The organism is Bradyrhizobium erythrophlei (assembly GCF_900129425.1).
Classification (GTDB): domain Bacteria; phylum Pseudomonadota; class Alphaproteobacteria; order Rhizobiales; family Xanthobacteraceae; genus Bradyrhizobium; species Bradyrhizobium erythrophlei_C.
The window spans coordinates 1,302,926-1,319,675 of the sequence record NZ_LT670817.1; the positions used below are offsets into that span (position 1 = coordinate 1,302,926).

Here is a 16,750-nt window from a genome sequence, read left to right on the forward strand (position 1 = left end):
CCCACCGCAAAATCGCTTCACGGCGGTGGGGCTGCCAGCCAGGAGGGCATCCATGACCGGCCCACGCTCCGAGCCCGAAGATGCCAAAAGTGCCGAGAAGCGCCGGCTCGATCAGGCCCTGGACGAGGGGCTGCAGGAGACCTTTCCAGCCTCGGATCCGGTCAATGTCACCCAGCCGGCGCCCTCGAAACAGGACCGCCACGTCAAGCGCAACGATTGACCGCGGCGGGTGACGCCTCAGTATCCAAGATAAATCAAGCGTTAACAATGGGTTAATCGCTAATCGGCGGCGCGGCCGCCGGTAATGATTAATCATATTTTTTGAAGCCATATCGGCCCCGAAGGCATTATAATCGCCGCACGCTATGATGGCGGCCGTTTGAGGCTTCTTGAGAAACCTGGACGGTGCTTGGGGGGTACATGAGCCGCAGATATTTCGGTACGGATGGGATTCGGGGCCGCGCCAATGGTTTGATTACGCCGGAGCTCGCGCTCAAGGTGGGGCAGGCGGCTGGGCTGGTATTTCAGCGCGGAGAACATCGCCATCGCGTCGTCATCGGCAAGGATACCCGGCTTTCCGGCTACATGATCGAATACGCGATGGTGGCCGGGTTTACCTCGGTCGGCATGGATGTGCTGCTGCTCGGCCCGATGCCGACGCCCGCGGTGGCGATGCTGACCAAGTCGATGCGCGCCGATCTCGGCGTGATGATTTCCGCTTCGCATAACCTGTTCGAAGACAACGGCATCAAGCTGTTCGGCCCGCAGGGCTTCAAACTGTCCGACGACGTCGAAAAGCAGATCGAGCAGCTGATGGATGAATCGCTCGACAAGCGGCTGGCGCAGAGCGCCAGTCTCGGGCGCGCCCGCCGCATCGACGGCGTCCATGACCGCTACATCGAATTCGCCAAGCGTACGCTGCCGCGCGATCTCAGCCTCGACGGCCTGCGCGTGGTGGTCGATTGCGCCCATGGCGCGGCCTACAAGGTGGTGCCGGAAGCGCTGTGGGAGCTCGGCGCCGACGTCATTTCGATCGGCGTCGACCCGGATGGATTCAACATCAACAAGGAATGCGGATCGACTTCGCCGGAGGCACTGAGCCGCAAGGTGCGCGAAATGCGCGCCGACATCGGCATCGCGCTCGATGGCGACGCCGATCGGGTGATCCTGGTCGATGAGCGCGGGCATCTGGTCGACGGCGACCAGCTGCTGGCGGTGATCGCGCAGAGCTGGAAGGAAGACGGCCGGCTCGCCAAGCCGGGCATCGTCGCCACCGTGATGTCGAATCTGGGACTGGAGCGCTTTCTCGAAGGCCAGGGCATCGAAATGGTGCGCACGCCGGTCGGCGATCGCTACGTGCTCGAACAGATGCTGCGCCAGGGCTACAATCTCGGCGGCGAGCCCTCCGGCCACATCATTCTGTCGGACTACGCCACCACAGGTGACGGCTTCGTCGCGGCGCTGCAGGTGCTCGCGGTGGTGCAAAAACTTCGCCGCCCGGTATCGGAGGTCTGCCGCCGCTTCGAACCGTTGCCGCAGATCCTGAAGAACGTGCGTTACCGCAGCGGCAGGCCGCTCGACGACGCCGAGGTCAAATCGGCCATCGACGCCGGCGAAGAGCGGCTCAACGGCCACGGCCGGTTGTTGGTGCGCTCCTCCGGCACCGAGCCGGTGATCCGCGTGATGGGCGAGGGCGACGACCGCATCCTGGTCGAGGAAGTGGTCGATCATATCGTCACCGCGCTCGGTAACGCCGCGGCCGCCGCCGCGTAAGCGCATCGCAGCCATCATTTAATGGCGCTGGTCGGGGCCGTGCCGCCATCGTAGGAAGCGCGTGGCTCCGCGCTGACCTTTCGGGAATGATCTCTTGAACAAGCCTGTCATCGTCTCCGAAGAGGCCCTGGCCGCGCCGGTTCTGGTGCCGGACCCGACGTCCGGTTCGATCGCACGATCCGCCGCGGCGGGACCGGCCTATATCGTCCTCGGCGGCATCAGCCTGTCGCACTTCCTCAACGACACCATGCAGTCGCTGATCCCGTCGGTCTATCCGATCCTGAAAGACAGCTACGCGCTCGACTTCGCGCAGATCGGGCTGATCACGCTGGCGTTCCAGTTCACCGCCTCGCTGCTGCAGCCGCTGGTGGGGCATTTCACCGACAAAAAGGCGCAGCCGTTTTCGCTCGCCGTCGGCATGGGGGCCACGTTCTTCGGCCTGCTGTTGCTCAGCGTCGCGCAGCAATACCTCGTCATCCTCGTCGCGGCAGCGCTGGTCGGACTCGGCTCGGCGGTGTTCCATCCGGAGTCGGCGCGGATCGCGCGGCTCGCCTCCGGCGGGCGCTACGGCTTCGCGCAATCGGTGTTTCAGGTCGGCGGCAACGCCGGAACCGCGATGGGTCCGCTGCTCGCGGCGCTGATCGTGGTGCCGTTCGGTCAGCCGAGCATCGCCTGGTTTTCCTCGGTCGCATTTCTGGCGATCGTGATCCTGTGGCGGATCGGGCAATGGTACAAGCCGCAGATCACGACGAAAAAGATGGCGCCGCCTCCCGCCCATCCCGACGCGCCGAGTTCGCGCCGGGTCGTGATCGCGCTGGTGGTGCTGGTGGCGCTACTGTTCTCGAAGCAGCTCTACGTGTCGAGCCTGTCGAGCTATTACATGTTCTACCTGATCGACAAATTCGGCGTCTCGACCCAGGCCGCCCAGCTTTATCTCTTCCTCTTTCTCGTCTCGAACGCGGCCGGGGGGTTCTTCGGCGGACCGCTCGGCGACCGGTTCGGACGTAAATACGTGATCTGGTTTTCGATCCTCGGCGCGCTGCCGTTCACGCTGGCGCTGCCCTATGCCGGCCTGTTCGCAAGCGCGGTGTTGACGGTGTTCATCGGCTTCATCATTTCCTCGGCGACGTCGGCGATCATCGTGTTCGCGCAGGAGCTGATGCCGCATCGGTTCGGAATGATCTCCGGGGTGTTCTTCGGGTTTGCGTTCGGCATCGGCGGCCTCGGCGCCGCGGTGCTCGGCAAGGTCGCCGACCATACCGGCATCGCGTTCGTCTATCAGGTCTGCGCCTACCTGCCGGCGATCGGGCTGCTCGCGGTGTTCCTGCCGAAGATGCCGAGAACCGCGCACTGACGCGCCGGTCGGCCGCGCAGCTTCAATGCGCTGTTCATCAATACATTGTTAGGAATTGTGGCGCTTGCGCCATCTAATTCTCGCGTGCACTCCGGCAACGAAAAAAACACTCAGAGAATATCAACCTTAAAAATTAGGGTTAAGTGGCGCTTAAGCATTTGGTGGCATCGTCCTGCCGTGAGTTTTTAGTTGTGAGGCCTCCGTCGTTCGCCTCACCGGACAAAAGGACGAAGCCAATGCGTAGCGTTAAATTTCTCGTCGCCGCCGGAGCGGCATCACTGCTGTCGTCGGCGGCGTTTGCCGCGGACATGCCCTCGATCATGCCGCCGCCGCAATATTACGCGCCGCCGGCGCAAGACTTCGGCGGTTGGTATCTGCGCGGCGATATCGGGTTCAGCAATCAGAGGGTGAATAACATCCGCACGTCCGATCCGGTCGCGTACTCCCAAATCAGTTCTCTGACGGAGACAACCAATTTCGATACCGGCGGAATCTTTGACGTCGGTGTGGGCTATCGGTTCAACAACTGGTTCCGTGCTGATGTCACCGCGCAATACCGCGGCAACACGAATTTCAAAGGCACGGACGTCTTCAACGCCTCGGCGTTTGGGGTCGCCTACAACGGCCAGGATAATTATAGTGCCACCAAATCGGAACTGCTGTTCCTGGCGAACGCTTATGCCGATCTCGGCACCTGGTGGTGCATTACGCCGTTCATCGGCGCGGGTGTAGGCACATCCCGAGTCACCATTTCAGGCTTCACCGATAACGGCGTGACCAATCTGCAGCTACCACCCCCGCCGGCCGCACCCTTCGCCGGCGGTCCCCCAGTTGCGAGTAACGCGACCGCCGCGAGCGGCTCGCAGTGGAATTTCGCCTGGGCCCTGCATGCTGGTCTAGCCTACCAGATCAACCCCAATGTCACGCTCGAATTGGCCTATAGCTATGTCAATCTCGGTAGCGGGACGACCGGCGTCATCTCCGACTTCACCGGGTTCCAGGCAGGCCATGTCATGAAGTTCAACGACATCACCTCCAACGACCTGAAACTCGGCGTGCGCTGGAATTTCGACAGCCCGCCGGTCTATGCGCCGCCGCTGGTCACCAAGGGCTGATCGAGCCTTTCACCTGTCAATGTTTGCTAACGGCGCGGGATTTTCCCGCGCCGTTTTGTTTTGCGCGCGTGGCATGATCCCGACTGCGACGGCTGCTTCAGTGCAAAGCGACGAACGGTTTTCGAGCACGATCAGGTCAATCAACGCGCTGCGACAACGATATGTTAAGGTTAACGAGCGATGATCGGCGCCAAGTTAAGGTGTTCGATGGGAGCGTTGCGATGCGTAGGTTTCTGCTGGCGGCGGTAATGTTCGGAGCGGCCTCCGGCGCGCGGGCGGCCGATCTTCCCGATTATTTTCCGGCGCTTCGCGGCAGCGAAGGGCTGAGCACGGCCACCCGAAACTGGGACGGCTGGTATGCCGGCGGTCAGGTCGGGTACGAAACCTCATCGGTCGATTTCAGCCAAAGCGTCGTGGGCCTGACGAATTTTATCTTTCGCAACAGCGTGCTTCAGCAACCGACGTCGCAGTGGTCGCTGTTGAACAAGGCCAACATGCAAGGCACCGGCTTCGGAGCGTTCGGAGGCCGCAACTGGCAGTGGGACGACCTCGTGTTCGGCTTCGAAGCCAACTACAATTACATGAACAGGCTGGCCAGTTCATCTTCCAGCTCGATCGGTCCGCTTGGCATCGTCAACCCCGCCGGCTCGATGCCGCCGCCGAACCACACTTACACCTACAACACCACTCTGACCGGCAAGGCCGCGCTGCAGATCAAGGACGTGTTGACCTTACGCGGCCGCGCGGGCTGGGCGGCCGGCAACTTCCTGCCCTACGTGTTTGGCGGTCTTGCGGTTGGCCGCATGGACGTTTCCCGTTCGGTGACGAGTAACGTCGTCTTGCGGGACGACCAAACCGTGACGACCACTATTAACGGCACCACGACAACCTTCAATCTGAATCCAGTTTTTAGCCCTCAACCGCAGGTTTCGCTGACGTCGAGCCAGGAGCGAACCAATAATTTCGTCGTTGGATGGACCGGCGGTCTCGGAACCGAATACATGGTTTGGGACGGCCTGTTCCTGCGCGGTGAATGGGAATACATCAAGTTCGTGTCGGTCATGAACACGTCGGTTTCGATGAACAGCCTGCACGTCGGGCTAGGCTACAAGTTCTGATCCTCTGTCCACCTCCCGCCTTGACAGGAAATGATGCGGCTGGTCCGATGGCACGCCTGTCCGGGAGGACCGCGGTGATGAAAATCCACGGCGATACCAATTCAGGCAATTGCCTGAAAGTGAAATGGGTCTGCGACCGCTTGGCGCTGCCCTATACGTGGATCGGCGTCGACATGCTCAAGCGCGAGACCCGCACCACGCCATTCCTCAAGCTCAACAGTGCGGGCCAGGTTCCGGTGGTGGAGTTCGACGACGGCCGGGTGCTGGCGGAATCCAACGCCATCATTCGATACCTTGCCCGCGGCAGCGATCTCATTCCAGCCGATGAATTTGCGGCGGCGAAGATGGACGAGTGGTTGTTCTGGGAACAATACAGCCACGAGCCTTATGTCGCGGTGTGCCGCTTCCAGATGAAATATCAGGGCAAGCCGGCATCCGATCTGGATCCCGACAAGATCAAGCGCGGCTATGCGGCGCTGGCGCGGATGGAGCACCAGCTTGCCGCGACGCGATATTTGGTCGGCGACAACCTCTCGCTCGCCGACGTCGCGCTGCTGGCCTATACCCGCCTGGCGCATGAAGGCGGCTTCCATCTCGACGGCTACGCCGCCGTGCGGCGCTGGATCGTTGAGGCCGAACGGTCTCTCGGCCTGCCGCCGGCGCGCTAGGGGTTTCTGGAACCAGCATGAACGCAATATCCTTGATAACCATCCGGCGCGCCCGCCGTGACGACGTCGGCGCCATCGTGCGCATGCTGGCGGACGATCCGCTTGGCAGCGCGCGCGAACGGATCGAAGAGCCGCTGCCGCCGTCCTATTTCCGGGCGTTCGAAGCGCTCGAACACGCTTCCCATATCCAGCTTGTGGTCGCCGAGGACGGTGAGGGTGCCGTGGTCGGCTGCCTGCAGCTCTGCATCCTGCCGGGACTGAGCTCGCAGGGCGCCTCGCGCGGCCTGATCGAGGACGTTCGCGTCGCCGCGCAGTGCCGAAGCCGCGGCATCGGCGAGCAACTGGTGCAGTGGGCCGTCTCGGAGGCGCGCGCCAAAAATTGCAAGCTGGTCGAACTCCTGACGCATCGCACCCGCGTCGATGCACAGCGGTTCTACGTCCGACTCGGATTTCAGCCGAGCCATGTCGGCATGACCTTGCGATTTTGATGTTGCCCAATTGTTCGGCGTCGTCACGCCCGGGCCGTTGCGAACGTTGCGAAACGGGTTTTGCCATTCGTTGCGGTTAAGGCGCGGTAAACTAACCGGTGTTCCGTAATTTTTTTCGCGGAACGATTCATGACATCATGGCGTATCCCGGCGGGCTTCGGGCGGCTTGGGAATTGCGCATGAAAAATTATTCGATCGTCAGGATCGGCAACGAATATGTCGTGCAGGCCGACCACAAGAGCATTCTGAAAATCGCGAGCCGGCGCAAAGCCGCCAGGCTCGTCACCGATGCGGCGGAGCTGCTGCAGTCGCAGCCGGCTGCGAAATTGCCGCCGGACGCGCACGCTGAGTCATCAATCGCCTGTGATCTTCCTGAAGTTCCTTGACGATTCACGGCGATTCCCCTATGCACCGCGGCGGGACACCTCCCCCCAACGGGAGGCTTGCTATCTGGAAGGATAGATCATGACTGCAGCAAAGCCCGCTTTGCGGCCCAACGTGCCGCATTTTTCCTCCGGCCCCTGTGCCAAGCGCCCCGGCTGGAACCCGCAAAATCTCAAGGACGCCGCGCTGGGCCGTTCGCATCGCGCGAAAATCGGCAAGGCCAGGCTCAAGCTCGCGATCGATCTGACGCGCGAAGTGCTTGAGGTCCCCGCCGACTACAAGATCGGCATCGTGCCGGCGTCCGATACCGGCGCGGTCGAAATGGCGCTGTGGTCGCTGCTTGGCGCGCGGCCGGTGACCACGATTGCCTGGGAATCCTTCGGCGAAGGCTGGGTCAGCGACATCGTCAAGGAATTGAAGCTCAAGGACGTCACGCGGCTGCATGCCGGCTATGGCGACATTCCCGATCTCTCCAAGGCCGATCCGGCTTCCGACATCGTCTTCACCTGGAACGGCACCACTTCGGGCGTGCGCGTGCCCAATGCCGACTGGATCAGCGCCGATCGAGAGGGCCTCACCATCTGCGACGCCACCTCGGCGGCGTTCGCCCAAAAACTCGACTGGGCCAAGCTCGATGTGGTGACGTTCTCGTGGCAGAAGGCGCTCGGCGGCGAGGCCGCGCATGGCATGCTGGTGCTCAGCCCGCGCGCGGTGGCGCGGCTCGAAAGCTACACGCCGGCCTGGCCGCTGCCGAAGATCTTCCGCATGACCAAGGGCGGCAAGCTCAACCAGGGCATCTTCGAAGGCGAAACCATCAACACGCCGTCGATGCTGTGCGTCGAGGATTATCTCGACGCGCTGAACTGGGGCAAGTCGGTCGGCGGCCTCAAGGCCCTGATCGCGCGCGCCGACGCCAACACCAAGGTGCTCGCCGACTGGAAGGCGAAGACGCCGTGGATCGATTTCCTGGCCAAGGACCCGGCTGTTCGGTCGAACACCTCGGTGTGCATGAAGGTGGTCGATCCCGCGATCACGTCGCTGACGGCGGACGCGCAGTCGGATTTTGCCAAGAAGCTGGTCGCCCTGGTGGAGAAGGAAGGCGCGGGCTACGATTTCGCGCATTATCGCGATGCGCCGGCCGGCCTGCGCATCTGGTGCGGCGCCACGGTGGAAGCCAGTGACGTCGCGCTGCTGACGCAGTGGATCGACTGGGCCTTCGCGGAAACCAAATCCACGCTCGCCAAGGCGGCGTAAGTTTCTTGTTCACCTCGCCCCGTTCTTACGGGGAGAGGGAGAAGTAAATCGTTCCGCGACTTTCACCCCACCCCGGCGCTACGCGTCGACCCCAAGAGCGAGCTTCGCTCGTCTCGCCCCCTCCCAGGGGAGGGAGAAGGATCAACCTCCATGCCCAAACCCAAAGTTCTCATTTCCGACGCACTCTCTCCCGCTGCGGTGCAGATCTTCAAGGACCGCGGCATCGAGGTCGATTTTCAGCCCAATCTCGGCAAGGACAAGGACAAGCTCGCCGAGATCATCGGCAATTACGACGGCCTCGCGATCCGTTCCGCCACCAAGGCCACCGCCAAGATCATCGAAAAGGCGACGCGGCTGAAAGTCATCGGCCGCGCCGGGATCGGCGTCGACAATGTCGAGATACCGGCCGCGACCGCCAAGGGCATCATCGTGATGAACACGCCGTTCGGCAATTCTATCACCACGGCCGAACACGCCATCACCCTGATGCTGGCGCTGGCGCGCGAAATTCCGCAGGCCGATGCCTCCACGCAGGCCGGCAAGTGGGAGAAGAATCGCTTCATGGGGGTCGAGATCACCGCCAAGACGCTGGGCGTGATCGGCTGCGGCAACATCGGTGCGATCGTCGCCGACCGCGCGCTTGGCCTGCGCATGAAAGTGATCGCGTTCGACCCGTTCCTGTCGCCGGAGCGCGCCAGGGATATCGGTGTCGAGAAAGTCGAACTCGACGATCTGTTCAAGCGCGCCGATTTCATCACGCTGCATACGCCGCTCACCGAAAAGACAAAAAACATCATCGATGCGGCGGCGCTGGCCAAGATGAAGAAGGGCGTGCGCATCATCAATTGCGCGCGCGGCGGTCTGGTTGACGAGCAGGCGCTGGTCGATGCGCTCAATTCCCGGCAGGTCGCCGGTGCCGCGTTCGACGTCTTCGTCGAGGAGCCGGCCACGTCAAACGTGCTGTTCGGCCATCCCAACGTGATCTGCACCCCGCATCTGGGAGCTGCCACCACCGAAGCCCAGGAGAACGTCGCGCTGCAGGTCGCCGAGCAGATGTCGGACTATCTTTTGACCGGCGCGATTTCCAACGCGGTCAACTTCCCCTCGATCACGGCCGAAGAGGCGCCCAAGCTGAAGCCGTTCATCGAGCTTGCCGAAAAGCTCGGCTCGTTCGCGGGCCAGCTCACCGAGACCGGCATCCTCAAGGTGCAGATCACCTATGAGGGCCACGTTGCCGAAATGAAGATCAAGGCGCTGACCTCGGCGGTGCTGTCGGGCCTGCTGCGGCCGATGCTGGGCGACGTCAACGTCGTCTCCGCGCCTGTCGTCGCCAAGGAACGCGGCATGGTGGTCGACGAGATCGTGCGCGCGGCGCAGAGCGACTACGAGAGCCTGATCACGGTCACTGTCGTCACCGAGCGGCAGGAGCGTTCGGTGTCGGGCACGGTCTATGCCGACGGCAAGCCGCGGCTGGTCGATATCAAGGGCATCCGGGTCGACGCCGAGTTCGGCAAGTCGATGATCTACGTCACCAATGAGGACAAGCCGGGATTCATCGGCCACTTCGCCGGCCTGCTCGGCGATGCCAGGATCAACATCGCGACCTTCCATCTTGGCCGCAACAAGCCGGGCGGCGACGCCATCGCGCTGGTCGAGGTCGACGGCGCGGTGCCTTCAGCGGTGCTCGCCAAGGTGCAGGCGCTGCCGCAGGTCAAGCAGGCCAAGGCGCTGACCTTTTAAAGAGCCCTGACGTTCTGAAATCGTCCGCACGACGAAGGAAAGGCCCGGCAAAGCCGGGCCTTTCTGTTAACTATTTTTGTTGCTGGCTGTTCGAATGAGCCTGGTTGCTGGTAAACACCGCGGGCTCGGCGGTCCAGGCAGCGATCGCGAAACATCGATACCAAAGCCCAATATCGAAAGGCGCGCCGTTTTGGATAATCTGCGGCGGCGTTATAGAAAAGAAGTATCAGGGAGAGACCCTTAATGAAGCGAGTCATGGATTCGGCGGCGTGCGCGCTTGCCGCTGCAATGCTTTTTGTTGCACCGTTTGCCCAGGCAGCCTCCAACAAGGTGGTGATCGGCGACATCGACGATATGTCGGGACTTTATGCCGACGTCATTGGCGAAGGCGGTGTTGAAGCCGTCAAGATGGCGATTGCGGATTTCGGCGGAACGGTGCTCGGCAACAAGGTCGAGTTTATGGTCACGGACCATCAGAATAAGCCCGACGTCGGCGCGCAGAAATTTCGTGAGTGGGCGGATCGCGATGGCCTGACCATGGTGCTTGGCGGTTCTAACACTGGCGTCAGCCTCGCCTTGGCGACTGTCGCGAAGGAAAAGAAAACGCCGTTCTTTGCGATCGGTGCAGCCGGCGCTTCGCTGACCGGCAAGGATTGTACGCCCTACACGATTCACTATGCGTACGACACCACGGCACTCGGCAACGGCACCGCCACAACCATGGTCAAGGAGGGCGGGAAAAGCTGGTTCTTCCTGACCGCCGACTACGCATTCGGAACCCAGCTTCAGGAAGCCGCCGCCAAGGTCGTCGAAGCCAATGGCGGCAAGGTGGTTGGCGCGGTGCGCGTGCCCCTCTCGGCATCGGACTTCTCAAGTTTCCTGCTTCAGGCCCAAAATTCGGGCGCCCAGGTCCTGGGCCTCGCCAACGCTGGAAACGACTTCACCAATTCGCTGAAAGCCTTTGACGAGTTCGGCCTGTCAAAGACCATGAAACCTGCGGCGTTGCTGGCTTTCCTCAGCGACATCCATGCGCTCGGACTGAAAACCGCACAAGGTCTTTACCTGACGACCGGCTGGTATTGGGACCTCAACGACAAGACCCGCGCATTCTCAAAGCGTTACTTCGAAAAGACGAAGCGCGAACCCACCATGAACCAGGCCGCCTACTATTCCGCCACGCTCACCTATCTCAACGCGGTCAAGGCCGCCAACAGTACCGACCCGGACAAGGTGATGGCCGAACTTCACAAGACGACAATCGACGACATGTTCGCGAGTGGCGGCAAGATCCGTGCGGATGGCCTGATGGAACACGAGATGTACATCATGCAGGTCAAGAAGCCGGAGGAGTCGAAATATCCCTGGGACTACTATCGTCTTGTGCAGACCATGTCGGGCGAGGAAGCGTTTGGAAAGCCTGGCGACTCGGCTTGCCCTTTGGTTACGCACTGACCGGTCGCGCAATCGGCCGAAATGCGATGGCCGCATATTCACCGATTTGACGCAGAAAAAAATGGCGAGCTGAAGAATATCAGCTCGCCATTTCGGCGACTTCGCCGGTCTGCTCGGCGATGCCAGGATCAACATCGCGACCTTCGATCCCGGCCGCAACAAGCGGGGCGGCGACGCCATCGCGCTGGTCGAGTCGATGGCGCACGGTCTGTGTTGAGTAGAAGCGATGAACCCACCGCTGCTCACTCCTTCACCGCTCCCGTCAGCGACGAAACATAGTAGTCGACGAACAGCGAATAGAAGATCGCGACCGGCAGCGAGCCGAGCAGCGATCCCGCCATCAGCGCGCCCCACTGATAGACGTCGCCGGAAACGAGCTCGGTCAGGATCGCGACCGGAACCGTCTTGTTGGCGCTGCTCTGGATGAAGGCCAGCGCGTAGATGAACTCGTTCCACGACAGCGTGAAGCTGAAGATGCCGGCCGAAATCAATCCGGGCACGGCCAGCGGCAGCGTGATCCGCCATAAAATCTGCAGACGGGTGGCGCCGTCGACCAGCGCGCATTCTTCCAGCTCGTACGGGATCGACTTGAAATAACCGATCAAGAGCCAGGTGCAGAACGGCACCAGGAAGGTCGGATACACCAGGATCAGCGCCAGCGGACTGTCGAACAATCCGAACTGAACCACCACGGTCGCCAGCGGAATGAACAGGATCGACGGCGGCACCAGATAAGCGAGATAAATTCCAAGCCCGACATAGGGGCTGCCTCGAAAACGCAAACGTTCGATGGCGTAGGCCGCCAGCGTGCTGGAGAACAGCGACAGGAAGGTGGCGCCGATCGCGACATACATCGTCGTCATCAGCCAGTGCGGATAGGCGGTCTCGAAAAAGAGATGCCTGATGTGCGCGAGCGTCGGCGACGAAATCCAGAACGGATTATGGGCCTTGTAGTTGAGCAGTTCGGCATTCGGCTTGAATGACGTGATCGCCATCCAGTAGAACGGAAACAGCAGGATCACCACGAAGCAGGACAGCGGCAGATAGATCATCACCATCCGCCGCGCCCCCGAATCCCACGCCATCGTATCGGGCGTGGAAGTTGCGAGGTTGCCGGACTGCGCCACGGCCTCAGTCATTGTTCTCTCCCTGCTGCCATTTGCGGCGGGCGAGGCCGAAGTAGCTGAACAGCGTCGCAAATACCAGGAACGGGATCATCGAGACCGCGATCGCCGCGCCCTCGCCGAGTTCGCCGCCGGCAATGCCGCGCTGGAACGCCAATGTCGCCAGCAAATGAGTGGAATTGACGGGGCCGCCGCGGGTGATGGCGTAGACCAGCTGGAAGTCGGTAAAGGTGAAGATGATCGAGAACGTCATGACGATCGCCAGAATCGGCATCATCATCGGAAACGTGATGTAGCGAAAACGCTGCCACGCGCTGGCGCCGTCGAGCATCGCCGCTTCGTAGAGCGAAGGCGAGATGGTCTGCAGGCCGGCCAGCAGCGAAATCGCCACGAACGGAATGCCGCGCCAGATGTTGGCCGCGATCAGCGAGAACCGCGCCGGCCAGGGGCTGCCGAGGAAATCGATATTGGTGGTGCGGACGTGCAGCACGTCGACCAGGAGATAGGAGATGATGGAAAACTGCGGATCGTAGATCCACCAGAACGCCAGCGCCGACAGCACCGTCGGCACGATCCACGGCAGCAGCACCAGCGCCCGCAGGATGCTCTTGAACGGAAAATGGTTGTTCAGCAACAGCGCCAGCCAGAAGCCGAGCGCGAATTTTCCGAACGTGGCGACGGCGGTATAGAACACGCTGTAGAACACCGCGTTCCACCACAACGGATCGGTCAAGAGGTACTGAAAATTCTCCAGACCGACAAAAACCCCGCGCCGGCCGATCGTGGTGTCGGTGAACGCCAGCCAGACGCCCAGCCCGAGCGGATAGGTGAGGAACACCAGCAGCAGCCCGATTGCGGGCGTCAGGCAGACCACGATCAGGAACGGCTTGTAGTCGAACAGCCGCGCCAGCCAGTGCGGCTGCCGCTGAATCGCACCTCGGGGAAGTGTCGTCGTTACGGACATATCGTCGTCCCGAAAGTCTCGTTCAAAATGATGTCAATCGAATTCCGTTGTCATTGCGAGGAGCCAACGGGTCGGCACGAAGCGCCGCCCGATGACAGGCTCCGCGACGAAGCAATCCATTTTACGTTGATCGATGGATTGCTTCGCTGCGCTCGCAATGACATTTAGCGCCGGAAATATCGCTTGGCGCGTCGCTCGGCTTCGGCGGCGGCGGCTTCCGGCGTCGCGGCGTCGGTCGCCACCGATGCACACATCTGCACCAGGACATAGTCCGCGTTGACCGCGCCGGTCGCCGTTGAAATCGGGCCCTTGTAGCCATTCCAGTATTGATTCTTCATGGTGTCCTTGAAGATCCGCACCTTGGGATCGCCGGACCACACCGCGGCGTCGGCATAGGCGGCAAGCGGCTGCGCCCAGTAGCCGCTGTTGGCGTTGAGCCACGGTTCGTACTGCTCGTGCTCCAGCATGAATTGCAGGAACGCCTTGGCGGCGTTCGGACAGGGACTGTGTCTGAACACCATGGCATTCAGGGTCAGGCCCGACATCGGCGACGATTTGGCGAGGCCCATCGGCATGAACTGATGCATGGTATCGTCCGCAACCGGCCTGGTGGCGGGATCGTTCTTGAGCGAAAAATACAGCGAGACGCCGTTCGATGTCAGGGAGATGTCGCCGGCCGAATAGGCGCGGTTGTTGCTGACGTCATTCCACGACGGCGTCCCGGAAATGAAGGTGGGATAGAGCTGCTTGAGATATCCAAGCGCGGCAACGGTCTCTTTGCTGTTGATGATGACATTGCCTTCCTCGTCGAGCAGCGAGGCGCCGTGCGACCACAACAGCCAGTTGGAGAATCCGTTGCCGTCGCCGACCGCGTTGCCGAGGGCGAAGCCCGCGGGCTTGCCGGCTTTCTGCAGCTTCTGGCAAAGATCCAGGAATCCGGCGTGGTCGTCCGGCGCCTTCTCGAAGCCGGCGGCCTGGATCATCGATTTGCGATACACCAGAGGACCGCCGCTGGCGCCGAACGGCAATCCGATCCAGGCGTTGCTGTTGTGGCGCCTGCCGTATTTCTCGGCGAGAAACAGCCAGCCGCCGTAACGCTTGCCGAGGTAATCGGCGACGTCGGTCAGCTCAACCAGCTTGTCGACATAGATGTGAGGTGCGTCACCAAAACCGATGATGATGTCGGGGCCGGCGCCGCTGTTCGAGGTCACCGCGGTCTGCTGGTTGATGTCCTCCCACCCGACGAAATCGACCTTGACCTCGACGCCGGTCTTTTGCGTGAACTTCGCCGCATTGGCGCGGAACACATCCTCATCGGTCTGGACGAACCGCACCGGCCGCAGCATGCGCAGGCTCGCGCCTTTTTCGATCGCAAGCGGCGGTGCCGGGGTGTCGGTGACCTTGACCGCCGACGCCGCGGGCTGGGCCGAGGCGCCGGTCGCGGCCAGCGCCGCGGCAGACAACCCCAAGCCCAGCGCGCCACGGCGCGTGAAATCGCTCTTCATGGTGTCCTCCCTGTCTTCTTGCTGTGTTCGTGCAGTTGTTTCCTTGTTGTTTTCTTGTTGTTTTCTTGCACCCGGCGTTATTCGCCGATGAGTTTTGGCAGTGACTAGCTGTTCGGGCCGCGCTCCATGCCGACAGGCTGCCAGCGCCGAAGCGACGTATTTTGCAGCACCGACGGATTGACGCAGCTCACCGGCCACATGCCGGACAGCACCAGCGACAGTTCGAAGCCGACGCGCCGCTTGCGCGCCTCGTCGAAGCGGGCGGAGGCCGAAGCGACGTGGGCCGTCAGCGTCACGTTCTCCATCCCCAGCATCGGATTGTTGTGCGAAGGCGGCTCCTTCTCCAGCACGTCGAGTGCGGCGTGTGCGATCCAGCCTTCCTGCAGGGCCTTGATCAGCGCCTCTTCGTTCACGGTCGCGCCGCGCCCGGTATTGATGAAGATCGCGCTCGGCTTCATCTGGCGGAAATGGGTTTCGCCGAGCATGTGGTGCACCTCGGGCCGCGCCGGCGCGTGCATCGACACGAAATCGGATTGCGACAGCACCTCCGACAGCGTCGCCGGCAGCACGCCATGATCGGAAATCAGCGTCTCCGCGATGAAGGGATCATAGGCGATCATCCGCAGCCCGAACGGTGCGGCGCGTTTGGCGACCGCGCGCGCCACGCGCCCGAACGATACGAAGCCGAGCGTTTGGCCCATCAGCCGGGGAATCTTCAGTAGCGCCGGGCGGCCTTCGGTCCAGCGGCCCTGCCGCACCATCTTGTCCTGCTCGACCAGCCGGCGAAACCCGGCCAGCAGCAGCATCATGGCGTGGTCGGCGACTTCCTCGATGAAGGTGTCGGGAATGTTGGTGACGGGAATGCCGCGCGCGGTGGCGGCCTTGACGTCCACGCTGTCGACGCCGACGCTGCCGAGCGTGATGACCTTGCAGTTTTCGAGGGCGTCGATGATGGTCTTGGAGATCGGAATGCCCTTGGCGTAGATGGCGTCCGCGGTCCGGGCGGCGTCGATGAACTCGGCCTCGTTGGCCGGCGCCTCGACGATCTCGGCGCCGATCGGATCGAGCGCTTCCTTTTCATACGCATAGCCGCCGCCGGCGACGGTGAAACTCGCGCCCTTCGGCGTCACGACCTTGAACTTCGACATTTCCTGCTCCCGATTGATTTTCGGTCTTTTTATAGACACGGGGTTATCGCCGCTTCCAGCGTTCGGCGCGTTTGGCATCTCCTGGCCCGGGCAGGCTAGCCTGCCCGAGAGTAAAGCGGAAGCGGGTTCGGCGCCGTGACCGCTTGCATCGTCATCGTTTCGAAGAAGTTGCGCCGGATTCGCGCCGCGCGACAAGTCCGGCGCGCGCAATGCTACAATGTCCTGATCCTGTCGAGCACGGAGGAGACCGCCATGGGCGTGGATCTGTTGAATATCGAGGGCCTGAAGCAACTGGAACATCAGGGCCCGATCGTGATGGTGAACCTGATGCGGTTCCACGAGCGTTCGCTCGATGGCGACGGCAGCGGCTGGGATGCCTATTTGCGTTACAGCGCGCTGACCGTGCCGATGATCAAGGCGCGCGGCGGCACGCTGCTGTGGACCGGCGACGCCAAAGCGGTCGCGCTCGGCCCGCAGCACGGCAACCAATGGGATTATCTGGCGCTGGTGTATTATCCATCCGTGGCCGCGTTCCTCGACATGATGACGTCGGAAGAATACGAAAACCGCTGCGACCCGCACCGCCGCAACGGCTGCGCCGAGCATGTGATCATCTGCACGAGCGAGGCCTACAGCAAATTCAAGATCGGGTAGGGTGCAGAT

17 protein-coding genes are annotated in these 16,750 nt (G+C 61.9%); 12 read left to right on the plus strand and 5 right to left on the minus strand.

Translation table 11 applies throughout. The annotated features are described in order from the left end of the window. Nucleotides 1-52: 52 nt before the first annotated feature. The 11 genes from B5527_RS45225 to B5527_RS06230 all read left to right on the plus strand — a co-directional run bounded on the left by B5527_RS45225 (nucleotide 53) and on the right by B5527_RS06230 (nucleotide 11,346). Nucleotides 53-220 carry a hypothetical protein gene (locus B5527_RS45225; protein WP_172842495.1) on the plus strand — a complete coding sequence of 56 codons (168 nt, stop codon included), beginning with the start codon at nucleotides 53-55 and terminating at the stop codon, nucleotides 218-220. Between the two features lie 200 nt (nucleotides 221-420). After that, the gene (gene glmM / locus B5527_RS06185; RefSeq protein ID WP_079600501.1) at nucleotides 421-1,773 is read left to right on the plus strand and encodes a phosphoglucosamine mutase; all 1,353 of its coding nucleotides are present in this window, start codon (nucleotides 421-423) and stop codon (nucleotides 1,771-1,773) included. A gap of 94 nt (nucleotides 1,774-1,867) precedes the next feature. Continuing rightward, entirely contained in the window at nucleotides 1,868-3,127 is a 1,260-nt protein-coding gene (locus B5527_RS06190; RefSeq protein ID WP_079600502.1) for an MFS transporter, read from the plus strand. A gap of 236 nt (nucleotides 3,128-3,363) precedes the next feature. Next, entirely contained in the window at nucleotides 3,364-4,242 is an 879-nt protein-coding gene (locus tag B5527_RS06195) for an outer membrane protein (protein ID WP_079600503.1), read from the plus strand. 221 nt (nucleotides 4,243-4,463) lie between these two features. Continuing rightward, on the plus strand, nucleotides 4,464-5,360 hold the full coding sequence (locus tag B5527_RS06200) for an outer membrane protein (protein WP_079600504.1): 897 nt from the start codon (nucleotides 4,464-4,466) through the stop codon (nucleotides 5,358-5,360). A 77-nt stretch (nucleotides 5,361-5,437) separates the two neighbouring features. After that, complete coding sequence (locus tag B5527_RS06205; RefSeq protein WP_079607110.1) at nucleotides 5,438-6,028, plus strand: glutathione S-transferase family protein; 591 nt, start codon at nucleotides 5,438-5,440, stop codon at nucleotides 6,026-6,028. 17 nt (nucleotides 6,029-6,045) lie between these two features. Beyond that, complete coding sequence (locus B5527_RS06210) at nucleotides 6,046-6,516, plus strand: GNAT family N-acetyltransferase (RefSeq protein ID WP_079600505.1); 471 nt, start codon at nucleotides 6,046-6,048, stop codon at nucleotides 6,514-6,516. Between the two features lie 179 nt (nucleotides 6,517-6,695). Then, complete coding sequence (locus B5527_RS06215; protein ID WP_154072049.1) at nucleotides 6,696-6,902, plus strand: hypothetical protein; 207 nt, start codon at nucleotides 6,696-6,698, stop codon at nucleotides 6,900-6,902. Nucleotides 6,903-6,981: 79 nt separating this feature from the next. Further along, nucleotides 6,982-8,154 carry a phosphoserine transaminase gene (locus tag B5527_RS06220; protein WP_079600507.1) on the plus strand — a complete coding sequence of 391 codons (1,173 nt, stop codon included), beginning with the start codon at nucleotides 6,982-6,984 and terminating at the stop codon, nucleotides 8,152-8,154. Between the two features lie 150 nt (nucleotides 8,155-8,304). Continuing rightward, nucleotides 8,305-9,894, plus strand: a complete 1,590-nt coding sequence (serA, locus tag B5527_RS06225; protein WP_079600508.1) for a phosphoglycerate dehydrogenase — start codon at nucleotides 8,305-8,307, stop codon at nucleotides 9,892-9,894. A gap of 255 nt (nucleotides 9,895-10,149) precedes the next feature. Continuing rightward, a complete protein-coding gene (locus B5527_RS06230) occupies nucleotides 10,150-11,346 on the plus strand; it encodes an ABC transporter substrate-binding protein (RefSeq protein WP_245332699.1) in 1,197 nt (398 codons plus the stop codon). Nucleotides 11,347-11,425: 79 nt separating this feature from the next. Here the strand turns inward: B5527_RS06230 and B5527_RS47025 are convergent, their stop codons facing one another. The 5 genes from B5527_RS47025 to B5527_RS06250 all read right to left on the minus strand — a co-directional run bounded on the left by B5527_RS47025 (nucleotide 11,426) and on the right by B5527_RS06250 (nucleotide 16,087). Then, entirely contained in the window at nucleotides 11,426-11,551 is a 126-nt protein-coding gene (locus B5527_RS47025) for a hypothetical protein (RefSeq protein WP_276329312.1), read from the minus strand. A 37-nt stretch (nucleotides 11,552-11,588) separates the two neighbouring features. After that, nucleotides 11,589-12,431, minus strand: a complete 843-nt coding sequence (locus tag B5527_RS06235) for a carbohydrate ABC transporter permease (RefSeq protein ID WP_425305088.1) — start codon at nucleotides 12,429-12,431, stop codon at nucleotides 11,589-11,591. Between the two features lie 46 nt (nucleotides 12,432-12,477). Continuing rightward, nucleotides 12,478-13,434: a carbohydrate ABC transporter permease gene (locus tag B5527_RS06240; RefSeq protein ID WP_079600511.1), complete on the minus strand. Its 957-nt coding sequence runs from the start codon at nucleotides 13,432-13,434 to the stop codon at nucleotides 12,478-12,480. A 164-nt stretch (nucleotides 13,435-13,598) separates the two neighbouring features. Beyond that, nucleotides 13,599-14,939 carry an ABC transporter substrate-binding protein gene (locus tag B5527_RS06245; protein WP_079600512.1) on the minus strand — a complete coding sequence of 447 codons (1,341 nt, stop codon included), beginning with the start codon at nucleotides 14,937-14,939 and terminating at the stop codon, nucleotides 13,599-13,601. Between the two features lie 104 nt (nucleotides 14,940-15,043). After that, on the minus strand, nucleotides 15,044-16,087 hold the full coding sequence (locus B5527_RS06250; RefSeq protein WP_079600513.1) for a C-terminal binding protein: 1,044 nt from the start codon (nucleotides 16,085-16,087) through the stop codon (nucleotides 15,044-15,046). Nucleotides 16,088-16,339: 252 nt separating this feature from the next. Here B5527_RS06250 and B5527_RS06255 point away from each other — a divergent pair, with 252 nt between their 5' ends. Continuing rightward, nucleotides 16,340-16,741 carry a DUF1330 domain-containing protein gene (locus B5527_RS06255; RefSeq protein ID WP_079607111.1) on the plus strand — a complete coding sequence of 134 codons (402 nt, stop codon included), beginning with the start codon at nucleotides 16,340-16,342 and terminating at the stop codon, nucleotides 16,739-16,741. The last annotated feature ends 9 nt before the right edge of the window (nucleotides 16,742-16,750 follow it).

Excerpts from the sequence above, each read along its gene's own strand:
- B5527_RS45225 (WP_172842495.1), top strand. The coding sequence starts at position 53 with ATGACCGGCCCACGCTCCGAGCCCGAAGATGCCAAAAGTGCCGAGAAG.
- glmM (WP_079600501.1), top strand. The coding sequence starts at position 421 with ATGAGCCGCAGATATTTCGGTACGGATGGGATTCGGGGCCGCGCCAAT.
- B5527_RS06195 (WP_079600503.1), top strand. The coding sequence starts at position 3,364 with ATGCGTAGCGTTAAATTTCTCGTCGCCGCCGGAGCGGCATCACTGCTG.
- B5527_RS06200 (WP_079600504.1), top strand. The coding sequence starts at position 4,464 with ATGCGTAGGTTTCTGCTGGCGGCGGTAATGTTCGGAGCGGCCTCCGGC.
- B5527_RS06205 (WP_079607110.1), top strand. The coding sequence starts at position 5,438 with ATGAAAATCCACGGCGATACCAATTCAGGCAATTGCCTGAAAGTGAAA.
- B5527_RS06210 (WP_079600505.1), top strand. The coding sequence starts at position 6,046 with ATGAACGCAATATCCTTGATAACCATCCGGCGCGCCCGCCGTGACGAC.
- B5527_RS06215 (WP_154072049.1), top strand. The coding sequence starts at position 6,696 with ATGAAAAATTATTCGATCGTCAGGATCGGCAACGAATATGTCGTGCAG.
- B5527_RS06220 (WP_079600507.1), top strand. The coding sequence starts at position 6,982 with ATGACTGCAGCAAAGCCCGCTTTGCGGCCCAACGTGCCGCATTTTTCC.
- serA (WP_079600508.1), top strand. The coding sequence starts at position 8,305 with ATGCCCAAACCCAAAGTTCTCATTTCCGACGCACTCTCTCCCGCTGCG.
- B5527_RS06230 (WP_245332699.1), top strand. The coding sequence starts at position 10,150 with ATGGATTCGGCGGCGTGCGCGCTTGCCGCTGCAATGCTTTTTGTTGCA.
- B5527_RS06235 (WP_425305088.1), bottom strand. The coding sequence starts at position 12,431 with ATGGCGTGGGATTCGGGGGCGCGGCGGATGGTGATGATCTATCTGCCG.
- B5527_RS06240 (WP_079600511.1), bottom strand. The coding sequence starts at position 13,434 with ATGTCCGTAACGACGACACTTCCCCGAGGTGCGATTCAGCGGCAGCCG.
- B5527_RS06245 (WP_079600512.1), bottom strand. The coding sequence starts at position 14,939 with ATGAAGAGCGATTTCACGCGCCGTGGCGCGCTGGGCTTGGGGTTGTCT.
- B5527_RS06250 (WP_079600513.1), bottom strand. The coding sequence starts at position 16,087 with ATGTCGAAGTTCAAGGTCGTGACGCCGAAGGGCGCGAGTTTCACCGTC.
- B5527_RS06255 (WP_079607111.1), top strand. The coding sequence starts at position 16,340 with ATGGGCGTGGATCTGTTGAATATCGAGGGCCTGAAGCAACTGGAACAT.